Genomic DNA, 25,491 nt, shown 5'->3' on the forward strand with positions numbered 1-25,491 from the left:
CCGGGCGGGCGTCGCCGCACGCGCCCGCACCCGGAGGTCCCCGCCCGATGCCGTCGTCACGGCCGCCCCGCCCGAGCACGTTCCGCGGCGGGATCGACGGGGTCCTGCTCGTCGCCGTGCTGCTCGTGGCCGTCAACCTGCGGGCGCCGCTCACGGCGCTCCCGCCCGTCGTCGCGGACGTCGCGGCCGACCTCGACCTCACCGCCGCCGCGGCGGGCCTGCTCACCGGCATCCCGGTGCTGTGCTTCGCGCTCGCGACGCCCGCCGTCGCGGGCCTGCTCGGGCGGTCGTCGCTCCGGACGGCGATCGCCGTCGCGCTCACGCTGATCGTCGCGGGGACGGTCCTGCGCTCGGCGGACCTCGCGGCGCTCGGCGCGGCCGGGACGTTCGCGGGCACGGTGCTCCTCGGGCTGGGCATCACGACGGCGAACCTCGCGGTGCCGATGATCGCCCAGCGCGACTTCCCCGGCCACGTCGCGACGGTGACGGGCCTGTACACGGCGGCGATCAACGTCGGCACCGTCGCGACGACGGCGCTCACCGCGCCGCTGGCGGACGCCGTCGGGTGGCGCTGGGCGCTCGCGTCGTGGTCGGTGCTCGCGGTCGTCGCGCTCGTGTGGTGGCTGCGCGCGGTGCCGCGCGAGGCGCGCGAGCCCCGGGACGTGCCGGCGGAGACCGTGCCCGGCCCGGCGGCATCGGAGACGGAGGCCAGGGCGGCCGGGGAAGCGGCCGAGGCGGACGCGCTGGCGGCGTCCGCGGCGGAGGGCGTCACGGGCACCGACCCGACGACGGCCCGCGAGCGCCACGTGCTCGCGACGCCGTTCACGTGGTGGCTGTGCGCGATGTTCGCGCTCCAGTCGTCGAGCTTCTACGCGCTCACGGCGTGGCTGCCGCTCGTCCTGGAGGACCTCGCAGGCATCCCGCGCTCCGCGTCGGGCGGTGCGGCGTCGCTGTTCCAGGGCTTCGCGATCGTCGGCGGTCTCGCGGTGCCGCTCGCCGCGCGCCGCCTCAGCCTGCGGCAGACGTTCGTCGGGATCGCGGTGCTGTGGCTGACGCTGCCGGTGGGCCTGCTCGTCGCGCCGGGGCTCTGGGCGGTGTGGGCGTCCGCGGCCGGCGTCGCCCAGGCGGCGAACTTCGTCGTGATCTTCACACTCGTCGCCCAGCGGTACCCGACGGTCCGGCGCGGCCGGCAGGCGTCGGCGACGGTGCAGTCCGTCGGGTACTGCCTGGCCGCCGTCGCGCCCACCGCGGCCGGGGCCCTGCAGACGGCGACGGGGACGTGGACGGCGCCGGTCGCCGTCGTGCTGGGCGCGCTCGTGGTGATGACCGGGATCGGGCTGGTCCTCACCGGCGCGCCCCGTCGCCGCACGGGCTGAGCGGCAGCCCCTCCCTCGTGGAGCACCTCCTCGACCCTTGACCCCCGCTCGCGCAGGTGTTTATGGTGTACACACAGTTTATGGCGCACACAAGCAGTGTGCGCCGCACACGAACGGCCGACGGAGAAGGAGAAGGCGATGACCGGACCGATGATCGCCGCGCAGGGGCTGGAGAAGTCCTACGGCGACCACGCCGTGCTGCGCGACGTCGACCTGACCGTGCGCCGCGGCGAGATCTTCGCGCTGCTGGGGCCCAACGGCGCGGGCAAGACGACGACCGTCAACATCCTCACGACCCTCGTCCGGCCCGACGGCGGCACGGCCCGCGTCGCAGGCGCCGACGTCGTGCACGACGCCGCCCGGGTGCGCGAGACCATCGCGCTCACGGGCCAGTACGCGTCGGTGGACGAGTTCCAGACGGGCCGCGAGAACCTCGTGATGATGGGCGAGCTCGCGCACCTCCCCCGCCGGGCGGTGCGCCCGCGCGCTGCCGCACTGCTCGAGCGCTTCGACCTCGCCGACGCCGCGGACCGGCGGGTCGGGACCTACTCGGGCGGCATGCGCCGTCGCCTCGACCTCGCGATCAGCCTCGTGGCCGACCCGGCGGTGCTCGTGCTCGACGAGCCGACGACCGGCCTCGACCCGGCGTCGCGCGCGCAGCTTTGGGAGGTCGTGCGGGGCCTCGCCGCCGACGGGACGACCGTCCTGCTGACGACCCAGTACCTCGAGGAGGCCGACCGCCTGGCCGACACGATCGCCGTCCTGCACGACGGCCGCGTCGCGGCGCGGGGCACGGCCGCCGAGCTCAAGGCGCTCGTCGCGGGCGACCACGTGCGCGTGGCGTTCGACGACCCGGAGAGCCTGGCCGCCGCCGTCGGGCTCGCGCCCTCGATCGGGCTGGCCCGCCCGACCACCGACGCGAAGGACCTCTCGCTCACCGCACCGAGCGACGACCCCGTCCGCACCATCCGCGACGTGCTCGCGGCCGCCGACGCCCACGCGCTCGCGGTCGTGGGGGTCAGTGTCGTGCGGCCCACGCTCGACGACGTGTTCCTCGCCCTGACCCGGAAGGAGGGCGCCCGATGAGCGCCGCACCCATGACCACCCTGCCCCGGCCGCCCCGCACCGCGCCGCCGCGTGTGCGGCAGACCCCGGCCACCGCGGCGCGCGACGTCCGCACGATGGTCGGCCGCGAGACCCGCCGCCAGCTGCGCAGCGTCGACGGGCTCGTCACGGCCTTCGCGCTGCCGGTGATGATCATGCTCGTCTTCGTCGTCATCTTCGGTGGGGCGATCGGCGGGGACGACTACATCGACTACGTCGTGCCCGGCGTGCTCGTGATGTGCCTGGGGTTCGGCTCCGCGACGGCCGCGGTCGGTGTCGCGCAGGACATGACGTCCGGCACGATCGACCGGTTCAAGACCCTGCCGATCTTCGGGCCGTCCGCGCTGTGGGGGCACGTCGTGGCGAGCGTCGTGCGCAACCTCGCGTCCGCCGTCGTCGTCGTGGGGGTCGCGCTCGCGCTCGGCTTCCGGCCCGACGCCGGGCCCGCCGACTGGGCGGGGCTCGTCGCCTTCGCCGTCCTCGCCGTGCTGACGTTCACGTGGCTGAGCGTGGCGCTCGGCCTCGTGCTGAGCGTCGAGGCGTCGCAGTCGGTGAACTTCCTCTTCCTGTTCGTGCCCTACCTCAGCTCGGGGTTCGTCCCGATCGACACCATGCCGTCGTGGCTGCACGGGTTCGCCGAGAACCAGCCGTTCACGCCGGTCATCGAGACGTTCCGCGGGCTGCTCGCAGGCGCACCCGACGCGTCGACGGCCCTCACGGCCGTCGCGTGGCTCGCCGGCTTCCTCGTCGCGAGCTGCACCGCCGGCTCCCTGCTCTACCGCCGACGGACGGCCCGCTGACCCCGCCCGCCCCTCTCCCCCCACCCACCCCCGCGCGGCCGAGCAGGTGGTCCTGGTGCGTCCGGTCGGCAGGACGCACCAGGACCACCTGCTCGCGCCACCGGGAGTGCCTGCTCGGCACGGCTGCGCCCCGGGTCCCGGCGCCGTCGGGGAGGATGAAGCCATGACGGACGCACCCGACCTCCCGCCCCGGCTCGCGCTCGCGTGGGGCGTGGCCGAACGCCCCGAGCGCGCGCCCAAGCGCGAGCTGAGCATCGAGCGGATCGTCGACGCGGCCATCGAGCTCGCCGACGCCGACGGGCTCGGGGCCGTGTCCATGGCGAAGGTCGCGCAGAGCCTCGGCTTCACGACGATGTCGCTCTACCGGTACGTCACGAGCAAGGACGACCTGCTGCTCCTCATGCAGGAGGCCGCGCTCGACGTCGAGTACCCGCCCGCGCACGAGCCCGCCGACTGGCGCACCGAGCTGCGCGAGTGGGCGCAGTTCACGATGGCGGTGTTCGCGTCGCACCCGTGGTTCCTCGACATCCCCGTGACCGGCGCGCCGCTCACGCCGAACAACCTGCGCGGCGCGGACGCCGGGCTGCGCGCGCTGCGGTCCACGCCGCTCGACGACGAGGAGAAGATGTCCGTCATCCTCCTCGTCAGCGGGTACGCCCGGAACGCGGCGCGGCTGCAGACCGACCTCGCGCGCGCCGTCGCGGCGGCCGGGGGCGACGAGGCGGTCCAGGGCGGCGCGTGGGCCGACGCGCTGCGCGGGCTCGTGGACGAGGTGCGGTTCCCCTACCTGCGCCCGCTCGTCGAGGCCGGCACGTACGCGGGCGAGGGCGAGATCGACGACACCGCGTGGGGCCTGGAGCGGGTGCTCGACGGGATCGCCGTCTACGTCGACGCGCGGGCCGCCGGGGCGCCCGGCGCGGGCCGCGCGCCCGGGCGGCAGCCCACCACGGTCACGGAACCCGCACCGGCGACGGACCCGCGCGACGCCGTCGCGCCCGTCGAGGTCGCCGTGCACGTCAAGGACGCACGGGTCAAGAAGGCGACGCTCCGGCGGCGCGACGCGGAGCGGCGCGTGCGCGAGGCCCAGAAGAAGGTGCGCGAGCTCGAGAGGGCCCTGCGGGACGCCCAGAAGGCGGAGCACGAGGCGGCCCGCGCGGCCGTCGAGAAGGCGCGCGGCTGAGGCTCCGCGCACGACGGCGGCCGGTCACCCCCGCGGGGTGGCCGGCCGCCGTCGTGCGTGAGCGGGCGGGGTCACTCGGCGAGCGCGAAGCCCGTCGTCCAGGAGGTCTTCTCCCCCGCCGCGAGCGTGAGCTGCAGGAAGCCGAGAGCCTCGAGCTCGTGCGCGCGCTTCAGCGAGCCGGCGTCGACGACGCGGACCCCGGACACGGCGCCCGCGAGGGCGGCCTTCGCGTCGGCGTCGTCGCCCGCGACGAGGACCGTCGTCGGGAGCGGCCCGACCTGGCCGGTGGCGAGCGTCGCCGCGAAGTTCGTGTTGAACGCCTTGAGGACCCGCGCGCCCGGGACGCGCTCCTGGATCTGCGCCGCGGCCGACGAGCCGTCGGGCACGACGAGGGAGTCGAACGTCGCGAAGTCGAGCGGGTTGGTGATGTCGACGAGCACCTTGCCGTCGAGGCGGCCCTCGTAGGCGCCGAGGACGTCGTCGAGCGCCCCGTACGGGAGCGCGAGCACGACGACGTCGCCGGTGATCTCGTCGCCGACGGTGCCCGCCGTGACGCGCGGGTCGACCTCGGTGGCCTCACGGGTCAGGACCTGCACCTGGCTGCCCGCGGCGAGCGCGAGACCGGCGATGGCCGAGCCCATGTTCCCGGCGCCGACGATGGTGATGCTGCTCATGGTGGCTTCCCTTCCTCCGCCGGCCCGACGGTCGGCTATTAGTTGTTGCTACAACTAACACCGTACGCCGCTAAAGTTGTACCGTCAACTATGCGGATCGCCGCACCGGAGGAGGCACGATGACGACGGAACCCCGCTGGCTCGACGACCAGCAGCTCGACGCGTGGAAGCGGCTCGTGGCGGTCGTGGAGCTGCTGCCGGGCGTCCTCGACTCCCAGCTCCGGCGCGACGCCGACCTCAGCCACTTCGAGTACTACGTGCTCGCGATGCTCTCCGAGGCGCCGCGGCGCACGCTGCGCATGACCGACCTCGCGGGCGCCACCAACGCCACGCTCCCCCGGCTCTCCCACGTCGTCGCGCGCCTCGAGAAGCGTGGCCTGGTCGAGCGCGTGCCGTGCCCCGAGGACCGCCGCGCGACGAACGCGCACCTCACCGACGCCGGCTGGGAGAAGGTCGTCGCGACCGCGCCCGGGCACGTCGGGACGGTGCGCGACCACGTGATCGACGCGCTCACCGACGAGCAGGTCGAGCAGCTGGACGCCATCGCGGGCGCCATCCTCGAGCGCGTCGACCCCGACGACCGCATGGGCTTCCTGCGGCGCTGAGCCGCACACCCGCGCCCGGCTGGGCCCCGGCGACACGCCCCGGGCGTCCGGACCCGGGTCCCCGCGGGGTCAGCGGGTCCGCACGGGCCCCGCGAGGACGAGCCGCTCGCCCGGCGCGAGCGCGCCGAGCGCGACGAGCGGGTCGTCGACCGCGAGCTCGACCCGCCCGGGCAGGGCGGCGAGCACGTCGTCCCACTCCGGGGCGGCGTCGTCCACCTCGACGCTGTGCCCGTTCACGAGGTCGAACGACACGTACCGGGCGGTGCCGCCCGGGGCGCCGAGCGCGAACGCGGTGACGCGGCGCACGTCCGCCCACGGCGCGAGGACGCCGCCCTGCCCGTCGTCGACCTCGACGCCCCGCGCGGACACCGCGACGCGCATCCGGTCGGCCGTCACCCGGCGACCTCGGCCGCCTCGAGCCACGCCGCCTCGAGCTCGTCCTTCTCCGCCGCGAGGGTGCGCAGCTCGGCGTCGAGCTCCGCGACCGCCGCGAAGTCGGTCGCGTTCGCCGCGATCTTCTCGTGCAGCCGGCCCTCGGCCTCCGCGATCTTGCTCAGGCGCCGCTCGATGCGGTTGATCTCCTTCTTCGCCGCCCGCACCTCGGCCGCGCTCGGGCCCGGGGCCGCCGCGGCCGGCCCCGCGTCCGGCGTCGCGTCGGTGCCGCCCGTGGGCGCGAACCCGGTCGAGGCCGCGCCCGCGCCCGCGAGCGCCGAGCGCCGCAGCTCGAGGTACTGCTCGACGCCGCCCGGCAGGTCGCGCACCTGGCCGTCGCCGAGCAGCGCGACCTGGCGGTCCGCGACGCGCTCCAGCAGGTAGCGGTCGTGCGAGACGACGATGAGCGTGCCGGGCCAGCCGTCGAGCAGGTCCTCGAGCGCGGCGAGCGTGTCGGTGTCGAGGTCGTTCGTCGGCTCGTCGAGCAGGAGCACGTTGGGCTCGGCGACGAGCAGGCGCAGGAGCTGGAGGCGACGCCGCTCGCCGCCCGAGAGGTCGCGCACGAGCGTCTGCGACCGCTCGCGCGTGAAGCCGAGCCGCTCGACGAGCTGGGACGCGGAGAGCTCCTTGCCGTCGACGACGACCGAGCGCTTCTCGTCCTCGATCACCTGGATCACGCGCGCGCCGGCGATGTCGTCGAGCTCGCCGACGTCCTGCGACAGCTCCGCGACGTGGACGGTCTTGCCGCGCTTGACCCGCCCGGAGTCGGGCTCGCGCCGCCCGGCGAGGAGCGCGAGGAGCGTCGTCTTCCCGGCGCCGTTGACCCCGACGACCCCGTACCGGTCGCCGGGCCCCAGGTGCCACGTGACGTCGTCGAGCAGCACGCGCTCGCCCTGACCGTCCTGGCGCGGCACCGCGACCGTCACGTCCTCGAGGTCGAGCACGTCCTTGCCGAGGCGCTTCGTCGCGGTGCGCGTGAGCTCGAGCGTGTCGCGCGGCGGCGGGACGTCGGCGATGAGCGCGGCGGCGGCGTCGAGCCGGAACTTGGGCTTGGACGTGCGCGCGGGCGCGCCCCGCCGGAGCCACGCGAGCTCCTTGCGCAGCAGGTTGTCGCGCTTCTCCGCCGCGACGGCCGCGGTGCGCTGGCGCTCGGCACGCGCGAGCACGTACGCGGCGTACCCGCCCTCGTAGCCCTCGACCTGGCCCGAGCCGTCGCCCCGCACCTCCCACATGCGCGAGCACACGGCGTCGAGGAACCAGCGGTCGTGCGTGACGACCACGAGGGCGCCCTTCGCGCCCGGGCGGGCGAAGCGGTCGCCGAGGTGCGCGGCGAGCCACGCGACGCCCTCGACGTCGAGGTGGTTCGTGGGCTCGTCGAGGAACAGCACGTCGTGGTCGGCGACGAGGAGGGCCGCGAGCGCGACGCGGCGACGCTGCCCGCCGGACAGCGTGTCCGCCGGGGCGTCGAGGTCGAGGTCGCCCAGCAGCCCCGCGTGGACGGTGCGGACGCTCGCGTCCGACGCCCACGCGTGGGTCGCGGCGTCGCCGTGCACGAGGTCGCGGATCGTCGCGCCGGTGCCGACGTCGTCGCGCTGGTCGAGCAGGCCCACCCGCAGGCCGCCCACGCGGGTGACGCGGCCGCCGTCGGGCTGCTGCGTGCCCGCGAGGAGGCGCAGGAGCGTGGTCTTGCCGGCCCCGTTGGGGCCGACGATGCCGACGCGGTCGCCGTCGTCCAGGCCGAGCGAGACGTCGTCGAGCAGGGTGCGGGTGCCGACGGTCAGCGAGATGCCGTCGGCGCCGAGGAGATGAGCCACACCGTCGAGCGTAGCGACCTCGGCGGCGTCCTCGTGCAGGGCGCCGGGCGCTCAGCCCGACCGCGCGTCTCGGCCCGATGGGGACTCCTCCCCCTTGCGCCGGGCCGCGCCATGACGAAGGGTGACCGTGACAACCGTCCCCCTGCCAGCAGAGGTTCACCATGTCCTTCTACGGTGCCGACGTCGCCGCGCTGCGCGGGCTCGCCGACACGTTCCAGGGCGAGTCCGCGAAGCTCGAGGCGACGACCTCGGCGCTGCGCGCCGCCGTCACGTCGACCCCGTGGGCAGGTCCGGACGCCGAGGCGCTGCGGGCACGGTGGCACGGCGAGATGGAGGCGGCGCTGCGAGCGGCGTCGACCCTGCTCGACGACGGCGCGCAGAAGCTCCGCGTGCAGGCCGAGCAACAGGACAGCGCGAGCGCCGTCGACGGCGGCGGGAGCAGTGGCGGCGGTGCTGGCGGCGGCGGCGGTGGCGGCGGGATCCCTGGTCTGCCGGGCGATCGCACCCTGCCCGACCTGCCGCCGATGACCGAGCAGCAGGAGCCGCCGACGATCGTCGCGACGGAGCACGTGACGTACGAGCAGGGCATCGGGGCCGGCCCGGGGGAAGGGAGCGCCGGGTTCGAGTACCGCATCGACGAGCTCTCCGACGGGACGTTCCGGGTCACCCAGCTCGCCGGGGGCAGCCTGGGGGTCGGAGAGGGCACCCCGACCCCCTACGTCGAGGGGCACGTGAACGAGCACGGCGTCAACCTCGGCGCGCAGGCGGGCGCCTCGGGCGGGGCGGTGCTGAACGTCGGGAGCGAGTACACCTTCGCGAGCCAGGAGGAGGTCGACGCCTTCCTCGCTTACCAGCAGCGCCAGACGATGCACTACATGGGGCCGGAGCTCGGGTCGTACGTGCCGCCGAGGCCCGACGCCACGATCGTCGAGGCGGGCGCCTACGCGACCGGGTCCGCCGGGGGTGCGGTCGTCCCGCTCGCCGGAGGCAGGGCCGAGGTCGAGGTCGAGGGCCTGGTCGGCACCCGAGTGGACAACAACACGGGCACCACGACGGTCTACGTCCGCGGCGACGCCGGCGCAGGCATCGAGGGCACGGGGATCGTCCCGGGCAGCACGGACCTCGGCGGGCCCGGCGTGTACGCGATCACGTACGACGCGAGCGGCAACGTCGTGCCCAACCCGCCGAGCTCGCTCATCACGACGCCCCCCGGCGGGACGGTCGTGAAGGAGCAGGGTGCCGGGTTCTCCGCCGGGACGCCGCTGCCCGTGGTCGGCGGCGGGAGCGTCTCGGTCGGAGGGTCGCGCACCCGCACCGAGTACCCCGAGCAGGGCTGATCGGCGGCCTCTCCTACTTCAGTCCCGTGTGCGCCAGGCCCTGGACGAACTGCTTCTGCGCGACGAGGAACACCGCGAGGACCGGCAGCACCGTGAGCGTCGTCGCGGCGAGCTGGACGTTCCACATCGGGCCGCCGTAGGCGTCGACGTACTGCGTGAGCGCCTGCGGGAGCGTGAACCGGTCCTTGCTGGACAGGTACACGATCGGCTCGAGGTACAGGTTCCACGACTTGAGGAACGTGAAGATCGCGACGGCCGAGATCGCCGAGCGCGACAGCGGGAACGCGATCCGCCAGAAGATCCCCCACCGCCCGAGGCCGTCCATGCGCCCCGCCTCCTCGAGCTCGCCGGGGAGCCCGAGGAAGAACTGGCGCATGATGAACGTCGCGAGGACGCTCGGCGCCCCGAGGATCGGGATGACCACGAGCGGCCAGTGCGTGTCGATGAGCCCGAGCGAGTTGACCATCCGGAACAGCGGGACGATCGTCACCTCCGACGGCACGAGCAGCCCGACGAGCACGAGCAGGAACAGCGCGTTCGCCCCGGGGAACCGAATGCGCGCGAACGCGTACCCGGCCATCGAGGCCACGAGGATCGTCCCGACCGTCACGACCACGGCGATGTAGAGGCTGTTCCAGTACTGCTGCGCGAACGGCTGCAGCCGGAACACCTCGCCGTAGGCCGCGAACGACGGGTCCTGGGGCCAGAGCGTCGGCACGGCCCGCAGGATCTCGCTCATCGGCTTGAGGCTCGACGTCGCCATCCACCACGTCGGGAAGACGAACGGCACGCTGAGCACCACGAGGAGCGCCACGAGCGCCGCGCGCCCCCAGCGGCGGCGCGTGCGCGCGCTCCCCGTGCGGCGCGCGGGCCGCCCGCCGCGGGTCGCCGCGCCGTCGGCGCCGCCCGTGCCCGACGCCGCGGGCCGGGCCGGGCCGTCGTCCGCGCCCGGGAGCGTGGCCGGGCCGGGCATCACGTCAGACTTCATGGAAGACCCACCTCTTGCGCGTCTGCCACTGCACGAGTGTCAGGACGAGGACGATGACGAACAGCAGGACGGAGATCGCGCTCGCGTAGCCGAAGTCGTTGAACCGGAACGCCTGCTGGTACAGGTAGTAGACGAGCACGGTGGTCGAGTTCCCCGGCCCCCCGCCCGTGAGCACGGCGATCTGCGCGAACACCTCGAGCGAGCCCACGATCGTGAGGATCGAGACCAGCAGGACGGTCGGGCTGATGAGCGGGAGCGTGATCGACCGGAACCGGCGCCACGCGCCCGCGCCGTCGATGCGCGCGGCCTCCTGGATCTCCTCGGGCACCCCCTGCAGGGCCGCGAGGAACAGGATCATGTTGAGGCCCACGTTCTTGAAGACCTGCACGACGATCACCGAGAGCATCGCCGTCGTCTCGCCGCGCAGCCAGTTCGGGCCGTCGACGCCGAGCAGCGACAGGAACCCGTTGATGCCGCCGTCCGCCTGGAGCAGGAAGCTCCACACGATCGTCCACGCCACGAGGGACACGACGACGGGCGAGAAGAAGAACGTGCGGAACGTCGTCGTGCCGGGGAGCCGCTGGTTGAGCAGCACCGCGAGGACGAGCGCGAGGGAGATGTTGAGCACGACGAGCCCGACGGAGAACCACAGGCTCGCGAGGAGCGAGTCCCGCAGCCCGGGGTCGGCGAGCATCCGCTCGTAGTTGTCCCCGCCCGCGAACGTGAACGTGTTCGCGAGGACGTTCCACTCGTGCAGCGAGTACCAGACGACGGCGACCAGCGGCGCGACGACGAACGCGAGCGCGCCGAGCACGGCGGGCGCGACCATGGTGTAGCCCACGGCCGCGTCCCGTCGTGCGAGTGCGGAGGACGCCACGCTCAGTCCCCGAGCAGGGGCTGGATCGCCGCGCACGTGTCGGCGAGGACGCCCTCGACGTCCGCGTGGGCGGTCCACAGCGCGTCGAGCTGGGCGCGCACCGTGTCCTGCAGCTTGGCGAAGTTCTGGTGCGACGGCTTCGTCACGGCGCCCTGGATGCCGTCGACGACGACCGCCTGGAGCTGCTCCTCGCTGAGCTTCGGGTTGGCTGCCCCGAGCGTCTCGGCGGTGAGCAGCGACTCGCGCGGCGGCGGGAAGTACGCGGCGAGCGTCTCGGCGTTCTCCGGGTTGGTGAACCACGCGAGGAAGTCGGCCGCGACGTCGGGGTGCTCCCCGGCCGCGAAGACACCGATGCCGGCCTGGCCGATGACGTTCTGCTGGCCCGCCGGGCCCGCCGGGAGCGGCACGACGTCCCACCCGAACGAGTCGTCGAGCGACGACGCGCGGCTGATCTGCGTGATCGTCATGGCGGAGTCGCCCGCGAAGAAGTCGGCCGTCGTGCCGGGACCGGGCAGCGCCTTGTCGACGAACGTCGCGTCGTGGACCCACGTGAGCGCGTCGACCATCTCGGGGTCGGTGAACGTGCACTGCGTGCCGTCCTCGCTCCACGGCGCCGCGTCCCAGCCGTCCCAGATCGTCGACAGGTTCTCCCAGACCTTGTAGTCGAAGTCGCGCACCACGAGGCCCTGCTTGCCCGACGTCGCGGCGGCCGCCGCCGCGATCTCGCGGACCTGGTCGTAGGTCCAGTCGCCCGACGCGACGAGGTCGGCCGGTTTCGGCTGGCCCGCCGCGGCGACCTGGTCGGTGTTGACGAACAGCGCGAACGGCGAGTTGGAGAACGGGTAGGCGTAGAGGCCGCCGTCCTTCTCCCACAGCGCGAGCGACGAGTCGAGCAGGTCGTCGTACGCGTACCCCTCGGTCTCCTGCAGCTTCGGGCCGACGTCGACGAGCGCGCCGCTCGCCACGAACTCGGGCGCGTAGCTCTCGAGGATCCACGCGAGGTCCGGCGCGTTGCCGCCCGCGAGCTGCGTCGTGAGGGACGTCGTGTAGTCCTCGAACGGGATGGTCTCGAACGTCACGCCGGACACGAGGTCGGGGTTCTCCGCGACGTACGCGTCGGCGATCTCCTGGAACTGCGAGAGCTGCGTCTCGTCGGCCGTCCAGACCGTCATGCGCAGCTCGACCGGCTCGCTCGGGGTGCTCGGCTCGCCCGCGACGTCGTCGCCGCCGCCGGAGCACGCGGTGAGGACGAGGGCGAGCGCGACGCCGCCGGCGGCCAGGGGTGCGCCGACGAGGCGGCGTCGGCGCGGGGCGGACCGAGGGGCCGACCGTGGGGTGAGGGGGTGCATCAGTTCTCCTTCGGACTGAGGGTGGGCGGGGGTGCCGGGCGCGGGGAGCCCGGGTCAGTAGGGGTGGGCCTCGGCGGGCCAGCGCAGCTCGACGCCCGCCCGGACGAGCTCGTCCTGGTAGTCGGCGAGGAGGTCGGCCTTCGACTGGACGGCGTGCGGCGTGCGCCCGGTCGCGAGGCAGTGGGCCGCGAGGTGGCCGGCGGCCTCGCCGACGTTCCACTCGACGGGGTGCAGGCGGTAGCACCCGTTCGTGATGTGCGTCGTGCCGATGTTCTTGTTGGCGGCGAGCAGGTTGGTCACGCGCTGCGGCAGCAGCGCGCCGAGCGGGATCTCGAACGGCGTCGACGCGACGTCGATGTACGTGTCGCCGCCCGTCGAGGGGTGCAGGTCGATCCGGTACATGCCGACGCCGACCGAGTCGTCGTAGCGCGTCGCGCCGCGGTCGCCGCGCACGGCGTACGAGACATCGTTCTCCGTCACCGTCGTCACGGCGCGCAGGCGGCGGGACTCGCGGTGGTAGGCCGCCTGGGCGAGGCCGTCGGCCGAGCCCATGACGTCGGGCCGCAGGCGCAGGCCCGGGAAGCCGGTCCCGCCGTCGGCGCGCGGCGCCTCGGTCTGCATCCAGTAGAGCATCGAGAGGCTGAGCTGCCGGGCGTCGGCGATCCGGGCCTCCTCCACGTCGCGCGGCACGTCGAGCACGGGCTCGAGGAAGTAGTCGATGCTCGGCCAGTTCACGAGGCACAGGTCGCTCGCGTAGTGGCCCGGCGCGAAGAGGTCGCGGGCCGCGATACGCCGGAACGTCCAGAGGTTCCCGTCGCCGGGGTTCTTCGACTGGTCGGCGTCGACGGCGCGCGGGTCGTCGCCCGGGTTCGGGGTGAACGACCGCACGTCCATCGCGAGCGTGCGCGGGTTGGGCGCCTCCCACGACAGCATCCGGCGCCCGTTCCACGGGCCGGGGGTGTACGTGCTCCAGAAGTCGTAGCGCTCGGGGCGGTCGATCGTGTGGTCGCCGTCCACGTGCTCGACGGCGAAGCACACGCTGAGGGCCTGCACGTTGTCGGGCTGCGCCTCGTCCGGCGCGCTCGGCTCCCCGGTCTCGCGGTTCGACTCGAACCCGGTGACGTACTCGGTGCCCGTCAGCGGCAGGAGCTCGCCCGTCTCGGTCGCGTCGACGACGAACGCCGCGTGCACCGTCACGGCCGCGCCCGCGGCGTCGGCGGTGACCGGGGTGAGCGTCACGGAGGTGACGCGGTCGCCGTCGGTGGTGGCCGCCGTCGGGCGCACGCGCTCGAGCAGGCGGATGCGGCCCGCGGACCGCCACGGGGCGAGCATCTCCTCGAGCACGCCCACCGCGACGCGCGGCTCGTGGCACAGCTTGGAGACCCAGCCCGCGCCGGGGTTGAGGGCATCCCACGTGCGCGCGGCGTCCGTGAGCGGGTAGGAGCGGCGGTAGACGTCGCGGATGCCGTCGCGCAGCGCGCGGTAGCGCGCGGTCACGCCGAACCGCTCGACCCACGGGCTCTCGTCCGGCGGTACCGCCTGGGACGTGAGCTGGCCGCCGATCCACGGGTGCTCCTCGGTGAGGACGACGCGGGCGCCGCGCTCCGCCGCCGCGAGCGCGGCGGCCACGCCGCCGAGCCCGCCGCCGACGACGAGGACGTCTGCCTGGAGGTCTGCATGGGTCACGCTGGGGTTTCCGTTTCTCTGGTGCTCGGTGGTGCGGTCTGAGGTCGGTCAGGCGGGTGCCGCGACGCCCGACGGCGCGGCGACGGTCTCGCCGTCGACGTCCACGCACTCGAGGAGCTGGTGGAGCTCGTCCTCCGGGACGGCGACGGCGCGCGACGCGCGGCGGTCCGAGCGCCCCGAGCCGGACTCGGCCGCGACGAGGCGGGACAGCAGCACGAGGGCGCGCGCGCCCATCTCCTCGCGCGGGATGGAGAAGCCCGACCAGCGGCGCCCGCCCGGGCGCCCGTGGTGCGGCTGGCCGAGCAGGAGCACGGAGACGTCCGCCGGCACGCGCACGCCCCGGTCCTCGAGCTCGTCGACGAGCTCCTCCGGGGAGTTCTCGGGCGCCACGACGACGGCGGTGAGCCGCTGGTCGACGATCTCGGCCGCCGTCGCAGGGACGTCGTCCAGCTCGACGAACCGGACGGTCAGGCCGTGCGCCTTCATCGTCGCGCGGTAGGCGTCGACGCGGTCGAGCGTGGGCTGGTCGGTGCCGCGCGGACCGACGTACCCGATGCGCTCGTGGCCGAGCTCGACGAGCCGCTCGACCTGGCGCGCGGTGGCCGCGACGTAGTCGGCGCCGACGTACGGCAGGCGTCCGCCGTCGCTGCCGCGCTTGCCGATGAAGACGAAGGGGTAGTTCGTGTCCAGCAGGTGCTGGAGCTCGCCGCGGTCCTCGTGCTGGCCGAGCAGCAGGCAGCCGTCGGCGATCCCGAGGCGCTGCCAGCCGTCGCGCGTGAGGCGGCGGCGCCCGTCGACGACGCGTGCGCTCGTGAACAGCAGGATGTCGATGCCGAGCTTCTCGGCCGCGTGCTCGATCCCGACGAGGAACGGCCCGTAGAAGTCGCGACCGGAGCGCGGGAACGTCGCCTCGTAGGTGAAGACGCCGAGGATCTGGTTGCGCCCGCCCGCGAGACGCTGCGCGACGGGGTTCGCCGAGTAGCCCGTGATCCGGATCGCGTCGAGCACGCGCTGGCGCGTCTCCTCGCTGATCCGCACCCCCGCGGGCGTGGAGTCGTTCAGCACGAACGAGACCGTCGCCTGGCTGACGCCCGCCATGGCGGCGACGTCGGCCTGGGTGATGCGGTGCCTCGGCATGGATCCTCCTCGATCACGTCGTCGATGACGTGGAAGGAGTCTCGCCAGGCCGGGCCCGGCCGGTCAACGAGGTAATACGCATTATTACGCCGGGACCCGCGCGGCTCCGCGGGTGGGCGGGCGCCGGGTGATCCGCATAATGCGCCGGTCGTCGCCGTGGCCGGGCGTGCGGCGCGGGACGCACGACGGGCCCGGCGCCGCACCGTGGTGCGTCCCCGGGCCCGTCGCCCCCTGCTTGCGCCGCGCGCTACCCGCAGGTCAGCGCGCCGTAGGGCGCGGTCGTCGTGCCCCGCCCGACGCCGTCCGCCCCCACGACCTCGACCGTCGCCTCCCCCGCCGCGACCGTCGTGGCCCGCGTCGCGAACGACTGGTACGCGCTGCGCCCGGGCGCGACGTCGGCCACGGTGCGCTCGCCGAACGGCGTCGCGAGCCGGACCGCCACCGCGTCGTCGCTCGCGGGGCGCGCCGTCACGGCCACGTACGCGCGGCCCGCGAGGCACCGCGTGACGGCCTCCACTTCGACGGCGGGCTCGTCGCCCTCGCACGCCGCCGCCTCCTGGGCGGTCGGCGTCCAGCGGAACCAGTCGAACGACGCGACGATCTCCGGCGGCGTCGCCGAGCCGCGCATCGCGAACGGGCCGACGCCCGTCGCCCGGAGCGCCGCCACGTCCACCGTGCGGCCCCACGGCGCGAACTCGACGCCGTCGACCGACACCGACGCCTGCACGGCGGTCCCGTCGCTCGTCAGGCGCAGCCAGAAGGTGTCGCCGAGGCCCGCCGGCGGGACGACCGAGTCGAAGCCGGTGTTGCGGTCCGTGCCGTTCTGGCGCCAGATGAACTCGACCCGCGGGCCGAGCGACCCGTGCACCAGGTCGAGCTTCGCGTAGTTCGCGTCGTCGCGGTACAGCAGGAGGCCGCCCTGCTGGAACCGCTCGGTCGGGGAGACGGAGACGGCCGTCGTGACCTCCCACGACCCGGCGGGCACGGCCTGGAGCGGCAGCGCGGCGCCCGCGACGCCGGTCGGGTACGCCGGGACGCGCAGCGCGCCGTCGACGAGCTCGTGCCGGGCCGTCCCCGGCCGGACCACGGTCCAGCGCGCCGGGTCGAGCGTCGTGCCGTCGAACTCGTCGGACGCCGCGCCGCTGCACCGCTCGCGCAGCGGGTCGGGGTCCTGGCCCGGCTCGGGGGGCCGCACGGCGTCGGGGTCGCGCTGCGCCCACGCGATCGTCGCGCCCAGGCGGTCGCCGGACTCGTAGAAGAGGTACGTCTCGTCGCCGTCGGTGACGATCTCGGGGGCCGCGACCCGGCCCGTGTCGTCGCCCACGCCGCTCGCGCGGTGCAGCTCCCACCGCGGGCCGACCTGCGTCATCGTCGGGTCGAGCGTGCGGGCGAACGTGATGCCCGTGGAGCCGTGGTAGATCACGTAGAGCTGACCCTCCCACTCCCACAGGTTGCCGCCGGACACGTTGGTGCCGGTCGCGGCGTCGGGCACGACGAGCGGGTCCGGCCGCACGACCCAGGTCTTGCCGTCGACCGACTCGGCCAGCTTGATCCGCCGGATGTTGTCGGTCCGGTTCTGCATGTACGTCATGGCGAACCGGTAGCCGGACGACGGGTCCGGGTGCTCGACGACGCGCGCGTACGACGTCTCCGTGGTGCCCGCGCCGCTGTCGGCGTTCGTCACGGCGACCCCGGAGTCGTCGAACGCGAGCCCGTCGGGCGACGTCGCCCAGCGCGTCGTGGAGTTCTCGCCGTGGAAGTACAGGAGCACCTGGTCCGTCGCGTCGTCCCACAGGACGTCGGGCGACGAGACGTGCGAGACGCGCTCGTAGAACGGCAGCCACTCGTCCGCGACGATCGGGTTGTGCGTGTACTCCGTCCACGGGCCCTCGAGCGAGTCGGCGTACATGACCGAGATGCCGCCCGGGGAGTCGTGCGGGGCGTAGTAGAGGTACCACTCCCCCAGCGGGTCGTCGAGGTGCGCGCCCGCGTGGAAGACGCTCGGGAAGATGAACTCGTCCGTCGGGTTGTACAGCATCGACTCCTTGTCGGTGACCACGCCGCGGTACTCGAACACGGGCAGGTCGGACGCGGACGGGCCGTCGGTCGTCGCTCCGGTCGTCGCCCCGGTCGTGGTGGCGGCCGTGGCCGCGGGCGGCGGTCCCGCGGCGAGGGCCGTCGCGGGGACGACCGCCCCGGCGGCGAGGACCGCCGTCAGGGTGGCGACCGCCGTCGCCACGGCGCGCGGTCTGCGGCGTGGTGCTGCTGCTCGGGTTCTCACAGGGGACCTCCGTCGGTTCCTCGTCGGCGGCGTCGTCGCCGCCGGGCGCCACGTCGAGACGTGGGCTGGTGGCAGTGTCGCCGGACGGGCACGCCGCAGGTCAAAGGGATGATGCGCATTATTAGCGTGCTCACGGTGCGCCGGGCCGCGACGCTAGAGTCGTCCCGACCGCACCTGAACGTCGGACATCAGACGTATTGACCGGAGGATCGCCCCGTGCCGCTCTTCGACCTGCCCCTCGCCGAGCTCGAGACCTACGCCCCCGCGCTCGACGAGCCCGCCGACCTCGACGCCTTCTGGGCGCGGACCCTCGCGGAGTCGCGCGAGGCGGGCGGGGACCCGGCCGGGACGGTGCGGCTGGAGCGCGTGGAGACCGGCCTCGACCTGGTCGTCGTCGACGACGTGACGTTCCCCGGGTTCGCCGGCCAGCCCGTCAAGGCGTGGCTCGTGCGGCCCGCCGAGGCCGCCCGCGCCGCCGCGGCCGGCGACGGCGCCCCGCTCCCCGCGGTCGTCGAGTTCCTCGGGTACGGCGGCGGTCGCGGGCTGCCCCACGAGCACCTCGCGTGGGCGAACGCCGGGTACGCGCACCTCGTCGTCGACACGCGCGGGCAGGGCAGCCAGTGGGGCAGCGGCGGCGGCACGCCCGACCCGGCCGGGTCGGGGCCCGCCGTCCCAGGCGTCCTCACGCGCGGCATCGAGGACCCGCACGACCACTACTACCGCCGCGTCTTCACCGACGGCGTGCGCGCGGTCGACGCCGTGCGCTCGGTGCCCGGCGTCGACCCCGAGCGCGTCGCCGTGCACGGCGTGAGCCAGGGCGGCGGCATCGCCATCGCCGTCGCGGGCCTCGCCGACGGGCTCGTCGCGGCCCTGCCCGACGTCCCGTTCCTGTGCCACTACCGCCGCGCCGTCGAGATCACGGACCGCGACCCGTACCGCGAGCTCACGCGCTACCTCGCCGTCCACCGCGACGCGGAGGAGACCGTGTTCCGCACGCTGTCCTACCTCGACGGGGCGGTGCTCGGCCGTCGCGCCACCGCGCCGGCGCTGTTCTCCGTCGCGCTCATGGACCAGGTCTGCCCGCCGTCCACCGTCTACGCGGCGTACAACGGCTGGGGCGCGGCCGCCGGGGCGGCGCCCGGCGCCGAGCGCGCGATCGACGTCTACCGCTACAACGAGCACGAGGGCGGCCAGGGCTACCGCTTCGCCCGTCAGCTCGCCTGGCTGCGCGAGCACATCCGGTAGCCGCCCGCGGGTACCGCTCGGACGGCGCCGGACCGGGGCCTTCCGCCAGCAGGCCGGGTCAGTGCGCGACGACGCGCGCGCCCGCCGCGGGGGCCGTGGTGCACCACACGGTGTCGCACGCGTCGTTCGCGGTCCACGAGGCCGCGATCGCGAGCGCGTGCTGGCGGCTGCGGGCCAGCGCGGCGACGGTCGGGCCGGAGCCGGACACGATCGCGCCGAGCGCACCGGCCTCCGTCGCGACGTCGATCGTCCGCTGGAGCTCGGGCCGCAGCGCGAGCGCCGGGCCCTGGAGGTCGTTGCGCAGCACCTGCCCGAGCCCGACGGCGTCGCCCGCGCGCAGGGCCTGCATGAGCGCGGTGTCCTCCGCGAGGTCCAGCTCGGCGGGACCGCCCACGGTCTCGTCGAAGGTGCGGTAGACCTGCGCGGTCGACAGGCCCTCGGCCTGGACCGCGAACACCCAGTGGAACTCCCCGCGCGTCATCGCGGGGGTGAGCACGTCGCCGCGCCCCGTCCCGACGGCGGTGTGCCCGACGAGCCCGAACGCGACGTCGGCTCCGAGCCCCGCCGCGAGGGCGACGAGCTCGGCGCGCGGCACGCCCGCGTCCCACAGCGCGTCGCACGCGACGAGCGCGGCGGCGGCGTCGGCCGACCCGCCGGCCATGCCGCCCGCGACGGGGACCTCCTTGTGGATCTCCAGCCGCACGTCCGGGTCGAGCCCCACGTGCTCCGCGAGCGCGACGGCGGCGCGCCACGCGAGGTTCGTCTCGTCGGTCGGCACGGCGTCCGCCTGGAGGCCCGAGACGCTGAGCGAGACCCCGGAGCCGGGCGGCACCTGGTGCGCGACGACGTCCTCGCTGAGCCCGACGGCCTGGAAGATCGTCACGAGCGGGTGGTAGCCGTCGTCCTGCACCGCCCCGACGCGCAGCGAGAGGTTGACCTTGCCGGGCGCGCGCACGCGGACGGACGGGGGCGGCGCGAGGGAGATGCTCGGCGGGCGCGGGGGTGTCACGCGTCCACTGTGCCAGGTCGGCCGGTGGGCCGCCCCGCGGCGGGGGCGGCGCCGCGCGCCGGACGGTCGGCGAGTCCGACGCGACGGACGAGCTGCTCGGCGACGCGCGCGAAGGCCGCGACGTCGAGCACCTCGCCGCGCGCCTGCGGGTCGACGTCCGCGGCCTCCAGCACCTCGGCCGCGACGCTCGCCGAGCCGGCGAGGCCGGACAGCGCCGAGCGCAGCATCTTGCGGCGCTGCGCGAACGCGGCGTCCACGACGGCGAAGACCTGCTCGCGGGTCGCGGCGGTGGCGGGCGGCTCGCGGCGGTCGAGCGCGACGAGGGCCGAGTCGACGTTGGGGACGGGCCAGAACACGGAGCGCCCGATCGTGCCCGCGCGCCGCGCGTCGGCGTACCAGGCGGCCTTGACCGACGGCACGCCGTACGTGCGCGACCCGGGGGGCGCGGCGAGCCGGTCCGCGACCTCCGCCTGCACCATGACGAGCACGCGCTCGAGCGAGTCGAAGCGCTCGAGGAACGTGAGCAGCACGGGCACCGCGACGTTGTACGGGAGGTTCGCGACGAGCGCGGTGGGCGGCTCGCCGGGCAGCGACGTGACCTCGAGCGCGTCGGCGCCCACGACCTCGAGCCGGTCGCCGACGTCGGGAACGTGCGTCGCGACCGTGTCCGGGAGCTGCCGCGCGAGGACGGGGTCGATCTCGACCGCGACGACGCTCGCGCCCGCCTCGAGCAGCCCGAGGGTCAGCGAGCCGAGCCCGGGCCCGACCTCGACGACGCGCTCGCCCGGGCGGACGTCCGCCGCGCGCACGATCTTGCGGACGGTGCCGCCGTCGTGCACGAAGTTCTGGCCGAGGGTCTTGGTGGGGCGGACGCCGAGACGCCCTGCCAGGTCACGGATCTCGGCCGGACCCAGCAGGGCGCCTCGGGTATCGCTCATGGGACGCAAGCCTACCGACCCGGCGCCGACCGCCCCTCGCCGGGGACGACGAAGGGCGGGACGCCGTGCGCCCCGCCCTTCGTCGTCGTCCACCGGTCCGCCCTCAGGCGGCCGGGTGCGTGCCGTGCAGGCTCAGAGGAGCCCGAGCTTGCGCGCGCACGCGGGCCACTGGCCCCAGCCCGAACGGGCCTGGAGCGCCTGGGCACGCTGCGTCTGCTCGGCCGCCGAGGCCTCCGACGGGAGGCCGGAGCCGCCCATCGCCCGCCACGTGGGGAGCGAGAACTGGTAGAGGCCGTAGTAGCCGTTACCGGTGTTCGTCGCGGGGTTGCCGCCGGACTCGCACTGCGCGAGCGCGGACCAGACCCCTGCCGGGGCCGACCCGAGGTCGGCGGCCGGGGCGGGCGCCGGGGCGGAGGAACCGCCCGACGAGGAGCCGCCCGACGACGAGGACGACGAGCGCTGCGGCGCCGCCGGCTTGGGCTCCGGCTTGGGGCGCTCCTTGGTGCCCTGCACGAGGATCTTGTTCACCGGCGGCGTCGTGACGCCCTCGGAGACGAGCTCGCGGGACTCCTCCACGCCGTCGACCGTCGTGACGCGGTGCACGGTCGTGTGGACGCCCTCGGCGCCCTCCTGCTTGACGACCGGGTCGAGGTCCTTGAAGCGGTCGGCGTCCTCCTCGGTGACCGTCTCGAACGGGACGGCCGCGTCGGTGGCCACCTCCTCGACCTTGACGCGCTGCACGACGAGCGAGACGGGCGCGGCGTCCGCCGCGGCCTCGGTGTCCTCGGACGTCGCGACGGCGGCCGGCTCCTCGGTGGCGGCCGCCTCCTCGGCCGGGGCCGCGGCGGCCTGGGCCGCCTCGACCTGCTCGGTCTTCTCGACGTGGACGCGGTCGAGCTCGCCGAGCTGGACGCCCTGCTGGTCGAGGATCGCGTCGATGCCGATGCTGCCGTCGGGGGCGACCTTGGTCTCGCCGTCGACGACGACGTTCACGGGGCCGTCCGCGTCGAGGCGGATCGGGAGGGAGGCGCGCTCGCCGGAGCGCGACGCCACGAGGCGCACGTCGCTGCCGCGCGAGGCGAGGGTCGTGAGCGCCTCGTCCGCGTCGAGCGACGTGAGCCACACGGAGGACTGGGAGCCGTCGACCTGCACGGGCACCTCGCGCCCGTAGCGCACGACGACGTCGCCGCCGCCGCGCAGGGCGGAGTCGACGTCCGGGACGACGAGGTCGCGGTCGCCCACGGCGACGTCCTGCTCGGCGAGCAGGCCCTCGACCGAGCCGGCGAAGGTCGTGACGGTGGTGATCTGGCCGTCGACATCGAGCTCGACGGTCTTGCGCGCCTGGCCGTAGGCGACGGCACCGGTCGCGAGGAGCACGACGGTGGTCGCGCCGGCGACGAGCGGCCAGCGGCGGCGACGGTGCGCGGTGGTGGTCGCGGGGCTCTGGGGGCTCTCCGCGAGGGTCTCGGTGGTGTCGGGGGTGATGTCGGCGCCCTCGGGGGCGCCGGCCGCGTCAGCGGTCCGGTGGAAGGGGTTCTTCACTCGGGTCCAGTCGTCGTGCGTCCCGGGCACGGAGGCTCGACGGCGCGTGGCACCACCCGTGGCCCACGGCGGACTGACGTCCTCCGCGGCGGGCGCACACGTGCGACCACGGGTCTCGAGCGGCCGATCCGGCTGCCGGCGCCACCCTCGGCACCCCTTCCCCAGGGCCCGTCGACGGCGCACCGCTCGCGTCGGTCCGGGCACGTCCCGCCGGTCCGGGTGGACCGTCGGAGCACGCCGTTCACGCGCGAGCGACGATCGACCGTAACCGATCTGTTATCGAAGTCCAACCCCTGGGGGGATACGCTGGCGAGTTCTGTCCGGATTTCGGCGTGAATGTCGTGCGCTCTCCACGAGTCCCGCACGCCGCCTCACGCGCCCTCCCCCTCCCCGTGCTCGTGCCCGTGCGCGCGCCCGGCGCGCGCGCCGCGCGCCCCGAGCCGCGCCAGGACCGTCGCGAGCTCGGGCGGGTCCAGCACGGTGACGTCCACGTCCAGGCTCAGCAGGAACCCCGCGACCTGGGCGAGCGACGTGCCCCCGGTCTCGAGCACGCACGCGTCGGGGCCGTCGTCGGCGAGGGCGCCCGCGACCGGGGAGAGCCGCTCCGCCACGACGCCCGCCGGGGCGTGCAGCCGCACCCGCACGGGCCGCGCCCACGCGGCGGAGCCGACGCCCCGCACGACGTGCGCGACGGCGTCGCCGCCCGGCACGGGGCGCGGGACGAACCGTGGGCCGCCGGGCGTGCGCAGCGTCAGCCGGTCCACGCGGAAGGTGCGCCAGTCGTCCCGGTCGAGGTCGAACGCGAGCAGGTACCAGCGGCGCCCCACGTGGACGAGGCGGTGGGGCTCGACGGCGCGGGACGTCGTCGTGCCGTCGTGCGCGCGGTAGTCGAGGCGCAGCCCCGTGCGCGCGGCGACCGCCGCCGCGACGTCGGCCAGCACCTGCGCCCCGACGGCGGGACCACCGCCGGGTGCGCTCGCGACGGCGGCGCGCAGGGCGTCCGCCCGGACGCGCAGGCGGGCGGGCAGGACCGTGTCGAGCTTGACGAGCGCGCGCGCCGCGACCTCCTCGACCCCGGCGATCGACCCGGCGGCCGCGGCGCGCAGCGCGACCGCCACGACGGTCGCCTCCTCGTCGTCCAGCAGGAGCGGCGGCAGCGCCGCGCCCGAGCCCAGCCGGTACCCGCCCGCCGCCCCCGGGGACGACCGCACCTCGTAGCCGAGCAGGCGCAGGCGCTCGACGTCGTTGCGCACCGTGCGGGTCGTCACGCCCAGGCGGTCGGCGAGCTCGGGCCCGGACCAGGACGCGCGCGCCGGCAGGAGCGCCAGGAGGCGCAGGAGCCGGACCGAGGTGTCGAGCACGTCCCCATCGTGCCGCACGATGCGGAACCGCACGTTCCGCAGCGGGGTCTACGGTCGACGTGTCGGCCCCGCCGGGGGCGACGGGAGGACGGCACCGGGCACCGCCCGACGACGGAGGAGACGACGATGCTGCGTGGGATGGCGACGCTGAACCTGTGGGCCGACGACCTCGAGGCCGCGGGCGCGTGGTACGCGGAGGTGCTCGGGACCGAGCCCTACTACGTGGTGCCGGGCGGGTACGTGGAGTTCCGCGTCGGCGACCGGCAGGACGAGCTGGGCATCATCGCCCGGTCGTGGTCGCCGCGCCCTCAGCCGGGCACGCCGGGCGGCGCGATCGTGAACTGGCACGTCGACGACGTGCGGGCCGCGTTCGCCCGCCTCCTCGCCCTGGGCGCGACGGAGTACGAGGGCGTCGTCGAGCGCGGGCAGGGCGAGGGCTTCGTCACCGCCTCGGTCGTGGACCCGTTCGGCAACGTCCTCGGGATCATGCAGAACCCGCACTACCTCGAGATGCTCGGGCGGTAGCGGCGCGACTGCGGAGCGGTCAGTACCAGCCCTTGGCGACGGAGTGGGACCACGCGGAGCACGGCGTGCCGTAGCGGCCCTCGATGTACCCGAGGCCCCACGTGATCTGCGTCGCCGGGTTGGTGCGCCAGTCGGAGCCCGCGCTCGCCATCTTGGAGCCGGGGAGCGCCTGCGGGATCCCGTACGCGCTCGAGCTCGGGTTGTCCGCGTCGACGCGCCAGTTGCTCTCCTTGGTCCAGAGCTTGTCGAGGCACACGAACTGGTCGTCGCCCCAGCCGCGCTGCGCGGCGAGGGAGCGGCCGACGGCGCGCGCCGAGCCCGGGTCCACCGAGACCGAGACGTCCATCGTCCCGACCTTGATGACCTCGTTCCGCGGCTCCGTCGTGACCGTGCGCGTAAGGACCGTGCGCGACACCTCGGCCCCGCCGAGCGTCTGCACCGAGTAGGTCGTGACCGCCTCGCCGACGCGACCGGACTGCACGACGACGCGGTGCCCCTGCGGGAGCGTCGGGTCCTCGCGCTCCTCCGTCTCGAATGGCAGGACCTCCGTGACCGTGTCCGCCGTGGCCGCCGCGCGGCTCACGAGCACGAGCATCCCGTCCACCGCCGCGGCGTCGAGCGGCGCGGACGTGCCGTCACCCTCGGCCAGCACGATGCCCGCGGTCGCGAGGACCCCGCGCACCGTGGGCTCGGCCGTCGTGATGGGCATGACCGCGCCGTCGACCGCGACGTGGACCGTCTTGAGCGTGGAGACCCGGATCGGCTCGCGCCCGAGGGCCTGCGTGCGCGACACCTCGGTCACGGCGCCCTCGGCGCGCGGGCCGAGGTAGGTGAGCAGCTCGCCCACGGTGCGGGCCGTCGTCGGGATCGTCTGCACCTGGCCGTCGATCTCGACGGTGACGTCGTGGCTCGTGCGCACGACGATCGTGCCGCCGTCGCGCGCCGGGTCGGCGAGCGCGGGCTCGACGAGGTCCTGCTCGCCGACCGCGACGCCCTGGTAGTCGAGCACCGCGGCGACCGTGCGCCCGTACGCGGAGACCTGGTGCAGCTCGCCGTCCACGTCGAGCGTGACGTCCTTGTGGAGCGTGGCGAACGCGCCGGTGACCCCGACGAGGCTCGCGACGACGAGGCCCTGGGCCGCGAGGCGCTGCACGCGCCGCCGGCGGGTTCCGTCAGGTGCGAGCACGCGGGCGGTCCCTTCTGCGGGAGGACGCCCGCCGGCGAACGCCGG

General features: G+C 75.0%; 22 protein-coding genes. 8 read left to right on the top strand and 14 right to left on the bottom strand.

Annotated elements, in window-relative coordinates:
• Window positions 1–47 precede the first annotated feature (47 nt).
• From HKK73_RS14660 to HKK73_RS14675, 4 genes are all read left to right on the top strand, one after another.
• On the top strand, window positions 48–1,376 hold the full coding sequence (locus HKK73_RS14660) for a CynX/NimT family MFS transporter (RefSeq protein WP_114553110.1): 1,329 nt from the start codon (window positions 48–50) through the stop codon (window positions 1,374–1,376).
• Window positions 1,377–1,514: 138 nt separating this feature from the next.
• Entirely contained in the window at window positions 1,515–2,462 is a 948-nt protein-coding gene (locus HKK73_RS14665) for an ATP-binding cassette domain-containing protein (RefSeq protein WP_171468280.1), read from the top strand.
• Complete coding sequence (locus HKK73_RS14670) at window positions 2,459–3,280, top strand: ABC transporter permease (RefSeq protein ID WP_253705660.1); 822 nt, start codon at window positions 2,459–2,461, stop codon at window positions 3,278–3,280. Before HKK73_RS14665 ends, HKK73_RS14670 begins: the two co-directional genes overlap by 4 nt.
• A gap of 163 nt (window positions 3,281–3,443) precedes the next feature.
• Complete coding sequence (locus tag HKK73_RS14675) at window positions 3,444–4,460, top strand: TetR/AcrR family transcriptional regulator (RefSeq protein ID WP_171468281.1); 1,017 nt, start codon at window positions 3,444–3,446, stop codon at window positions 4,458–4,460.
• A 71-nt stretch (window positions 4,461–4,531) separates the two neighbouring features.
• On the opposite strand, the gene HKK73_RS14680 is transcribed toward HKK73_RS14675, so the two are convergent.
• Window positions 4,532–5,134, bottom strand: coding sequence for an NADPH-dependent F420 reductase (locus HKK73_RS14680; RefSeq protein WP_144723070.1), 603 nt, complete (start codon window positions 5,132–5,134; stop codon window positions 4,532–4,534).
• Window positions 5,135–5,253: 119 nt separating this feature from the next.
• Between HKK73_RS14680 and HKK73_RS14685 the strand changes: the two genes are divergently transcribed.
• A complete protein-coding gene (locus HKK73_RS14685) occupies window positions 5,254–5,739 on the top strand; it encodes a MarR family winged helix-turn-helix transcriptional regulator (RefSeq protein WP_021483746.1) in 486 nt (161 codons plus the stop codon).
• A 69-nt stretch (window positions 5,740–5,808) separates the two neighbouring features.
• On the opposite strand, the gene HKK73_RS14690 is transcribed toward HKK73_RS14685, so the two are convergent.
• Both HKK73_RS14690 and HKK73_RS14695 read right to left on the bottom strand, forming a co-directional pair.
• On the bottom strand, window positions 5,809–6,135 hold the full coding sequence (locus HKK73_RS14690) for a hypothetical protein (protein WP_034654213.1): 327 nt from the start codon (window positions 6,133–6,135) through the stop codon (window positions 5,809–5,811).
• Window positions 6,132–7,985 carry an ABC-F family ATP-binding cassette domain-containing protein gene (locus tag HKK73_RS14695; RefSeq protein ID WP_171468282.1) on the bottom strand — a complete coding sequence of 618 codons (1,854 nt, stop codon included), beginning with the start codon at window positions 7,983–7,985 and terminating at the stop codon, window positions 6,132–6,134. The genes HKK73_RS14690 and HKK73_RS14695 overlap by 4 nt, the downstream gene beginning before the upstream one ends.
• Before the next feature lie 161 nt (window positions 7,986–8,146).
• Between HKK73_RS14695 and HKK73_RS14700 the strand changes: the two genes are divergently transcribed.
• On the top strand, window positions 8,147–9,322 hold the full coding sequence (locus HKK73_RS14700) for a WXG100 family type VII secretion target (RefSeq protein WP_034654669.1): 1,176 nt from the start codon (window positions 8,147–8,149) through the stop codon (window positions 9,320–9,322).
• A gap of 13 nt (window positions 9,323–9,335) precedes the next feature.
• Here the strand turns inward: HKK73_RS14700 and HKK73_RS14705 are convergent, their stop codons facing one another.
• From HKK73_RS14705 to HKK73_RS14730, 6 genes are all read right to left on the bottom strand, one after another.
• Window positions 9,336–10,310: a carbohydrate ABC transporter permease gene (locus tag HKK73_RS14705; protein WP_232322724.1), complete on the bottom strand. Its 975-nt coding sequence runs from the start codon at window positions 10,308–10,310 to the stop codon at window positions 9,336–9,338.
• Window positions 10,300–11,187 (bottom strand): carbohydrate ABC transporter permease, encoded by an 888-nt coding sequence (locus tag HKK73_RS14710; RefSeq protein ID WP_228485059.1) that lies wholly within the window; start codon window positions 11,185–11,187, stop codon window positions 10,300–10,302. The genes HKK73_RS14705 and HKK73_RS14710 overlap by 11 nt, the downstream gene beginning before the upstream one ends.
• A 2-nt stretch (window positions 11,188–11,189) precedes the next feature.
• The gene (locus HKK73_RS14715; protein WP_171468283.1) at window positions 11,190–12,536 is read right to left on the bottom strand and encodes an ABC transporter substrate-binding protein; all 1,347 of its coding nucleotides are present in this window, start codon (window positions 12,534–12,536) and stop codon (window positions 11,190–11,192) included.
• 54 nt (window positions 12,537–12,590) lie between these two features.
• Window positions 12,591–14,222: an FAD-dependent oxidoreductase gene (locus tag HKK73_RS14720; RefSeq protein ID WP_034650647.1), complete on the bottom strand. Its 1,632-nt coding sequence runs from the start codon at window positions 14,220–14,222 to the stop codon at window positions 12,591–12,593.
• A 48-nt stretch (window positions 14,223–14,270) separates the two neighbouring features.
• Complete coding sequence (locus tag HKK73_RS14725) at window positions 14,271–15,359, bottom strand: LacI family DNA-binding transcriptional regulator (protein ID WP_034650649.1); 1,089 nt, start codon at window positions 15,357–15,359, stop codon at window positions 14,271–14,273.
• Between the two features lie 247 nt (window positions 15,360–15,606).
• A complete protein-coding gene (locus HKK73_RS14730) occupies window positions 15,607–17,598 on the bottom strand; it encodes a DUF1349 domain-containing protein (protein ID WP_171468284.1) in 1,992 nt (663 codons plus the stop codon).
• Window positions 17,599–17,856: 258 nt separating this feature from the next.
• Between HKK73_RS14730 and HKK73_RS14735 the strand changes: the two genes are divergently transcribed.
• On the top strand, window positions 17,857–18,885 hold the full coding sequence (locus HKK73_RS14735) for an acetylxylan esterase (RefSeq protein WP_085387434.1): 1,029 nt from the start codon (window positions 17,857–17,859) through the stop codon (window positions 18,883–18,885).
• 58 nt (window positions 18,886–18,943) lie between these two features.
• On the opposite strand, the gene HKK73_RS14740 is transcribed toward HKK73_RS14735, so the two are convergent.
• The 4 genes from HKK73_RS14740 to HKK73_RS14755 form a co-directional block, all read right to left on the bottom strand.
• Window positions 18,944–19,894 carry a 4-(cytidine 5'-diphospho)-2-C-methyl-D-erythritol kinase gene (locus HKK73_RS14740; protein WP_083711984.1) on the bottom strand — a complete coding sequence of 317 codons (951 nt, stop codon included), beginning with the start codon at window positions 19,892–19,894 and terminating at the stop codon, window positions 18,944–18,946.
• Window positions 19,891–20,832, bottom strand: a complete 942-nt coding sequence (gene rsmA, locus HKK73_RS14745) for a 16S rRNA (adenine(1518)-N(6)/adenine(1519)-N(6))-dimethyltransferase RsmA (protein ID WP_085387433.1) — start codon at window positions 20,830–20,832, stop codon at window positions 19,891–19,893. The genes HKK73_RS14740 and rsmA overlap by 4 nt, the downstream gene beginning before the upstream one ends.
• Before the next feature lie 132 nt (window positions 20,833–20,964).
• The gene (locus HKK73_RS19375; RefSeq protein WP_305792568.1) at window positions 20,965–22,404 is read right to left on the bottom strand and encodes a resuscitation-promoting factor; all 1,440 of its coding nucleotides are present in this window, start codon (window positions 22,402–22,404) and stop codon (window positions 20,965–20,967) included.
• Between the two features lie 341 nt (window positions 22,405–22,745).
• Window positions 22,746–23,735, bottom strand: a complete 990-nt coding sequence (locus HKK73_RS14755; RefSeq protein ID WP_171468285.1) for a YafY family protein — start codon at window positions 23,733–23,735, stop codon at window positions 22,746–22,748.
• A 138-nt stretch (window positions 23,736–23,873) separates the two neighbouring features.
• On the opposite strand from HKK73_RS14755, the gene HKK73_RS14760 reads away from it, so the two are divergent.
• Window positions 23,874–24,260 carry a VOC family protein gene (locus HKK73_RS14760; protein WP_251176950.1) on the top strand — a complete coding sequence of 129 codons (387 nt, stop codon included), beginning with the start codon at window positions 23,874–23,876 and terminating at the stop codon, window positions 24,258–24,260.
• A 19-nt stretch (window positions 24,261–24,279) separates the two neighbouring features.
• Here the strand turns inward: HKK73_RS14760 and HKK73_RS14765 are convergent, their stop codons facing one another.
• Window positions 24,280–25,446 (bottom strand): ubiquitin-like domain-containing protein, encoded by a 1,167-nt coding sequence (locus HKK73_RS14765; RefSeq protein WP_171468287.1) that lies wholly within the window; start codon window positions 25,444–25,446, stop codon window positions 24,280–24,282.
• Window positions 25,447–25,491: the final 45 nt, after the last annotated feature.

The sequence above is a fragment of the Cellulosimicrobium sp. 72-3 genome (assembly GCF_013127315.1).
Lineage (GTDB): Bacteria > Actinomycetota > Actinomycetes > Actinomycetales > Cellulomonadaceae > Cellulosimicrobium > Cellulosimicrobium funkei.

Coding starts and splice junctions, on each gene's coding strand:
- HKK73_RS14675 (WP_171468281.1), top strand. CDS start 3,444: ATGACGGACGCACCCGACCTCCCGCCCCGGCTCGCGCTCGCGTGGGGC.
- HKK73_RS14705 (WP_232322724.1), bottom strand. CDS start 10,310: ATGAAGTCTGACGTGATGCCCGGCCCGGCCACGCTCCCGGGCGCGGAC.
- HKK73_RS14700 (WP_034654669.1), top strand. CDS start 8,147: ATGTCCTTCTACGGTGCCGACGTCGCCGCGCTGCGCGGGCTCGCCGAC.
- HKK73_RS14685 (WP_021483746.1), top strand. CDS start 5,254: ATGACGACGGAACCCCGCTGGCTCGACGACCAGCAGCTCGACGCGTGG.
- HKK73_RS14715 (WP_171468283.1), bottom strand. CDS start 12,536: ATGCACCCCCTCACCCCACGGTCGGCCCCTCGGTCCGCCCCGCGCCGA.
- HKK73_RS14725 (WP_034650649.1), bottom strand. CDS start 15,359: ATGCCGAGGCACCGCATCACCCAGGCCGACGTCGCCGCCATGGCGGGC.
- rsmA (WP_085387433.1), bottom strand. CDS start 20,832: ATGAGCGATACCCGAGGCGCCCTGCTGGGTCCGGCCGAGATCCGTGAC.
- HKK73_RS14760 (WP_251176950.1), top strand. CDS start 23,874: ATGGCGACGCTGAACCTGTGGGCCGACGACCTCGAGGCCGCGGGCGCG.
- HKK73_RS14660 (WP_114553110.1), top strand. CDS start 48: ATGCCGTCGTCACGGCCGCCCCGCCCGAGCACGTTCCGCGGCGGGATC.
- HKK73_RS14670 (WP_253705660.1), top strand. CDS start 2,459: ATGAGCGCCGCACCCATGACCACCCTGCCCCGGCCGCCCCGCACCGCG.
- HKK73_RS14680 (WP_144723070.1), bottom strand. CDS start 5,134: ATGAGCAGCATCACCATCGTCGGCGCCGGGAACATGGGCTCGGCCATC.
- HKK73_RS14665 (WP_171468280.1), top strand. CDS start 1,515: ATGACCGGACCGATGATCGCCGCGCAGGGGCTGGAGAAGTCCTACGGC.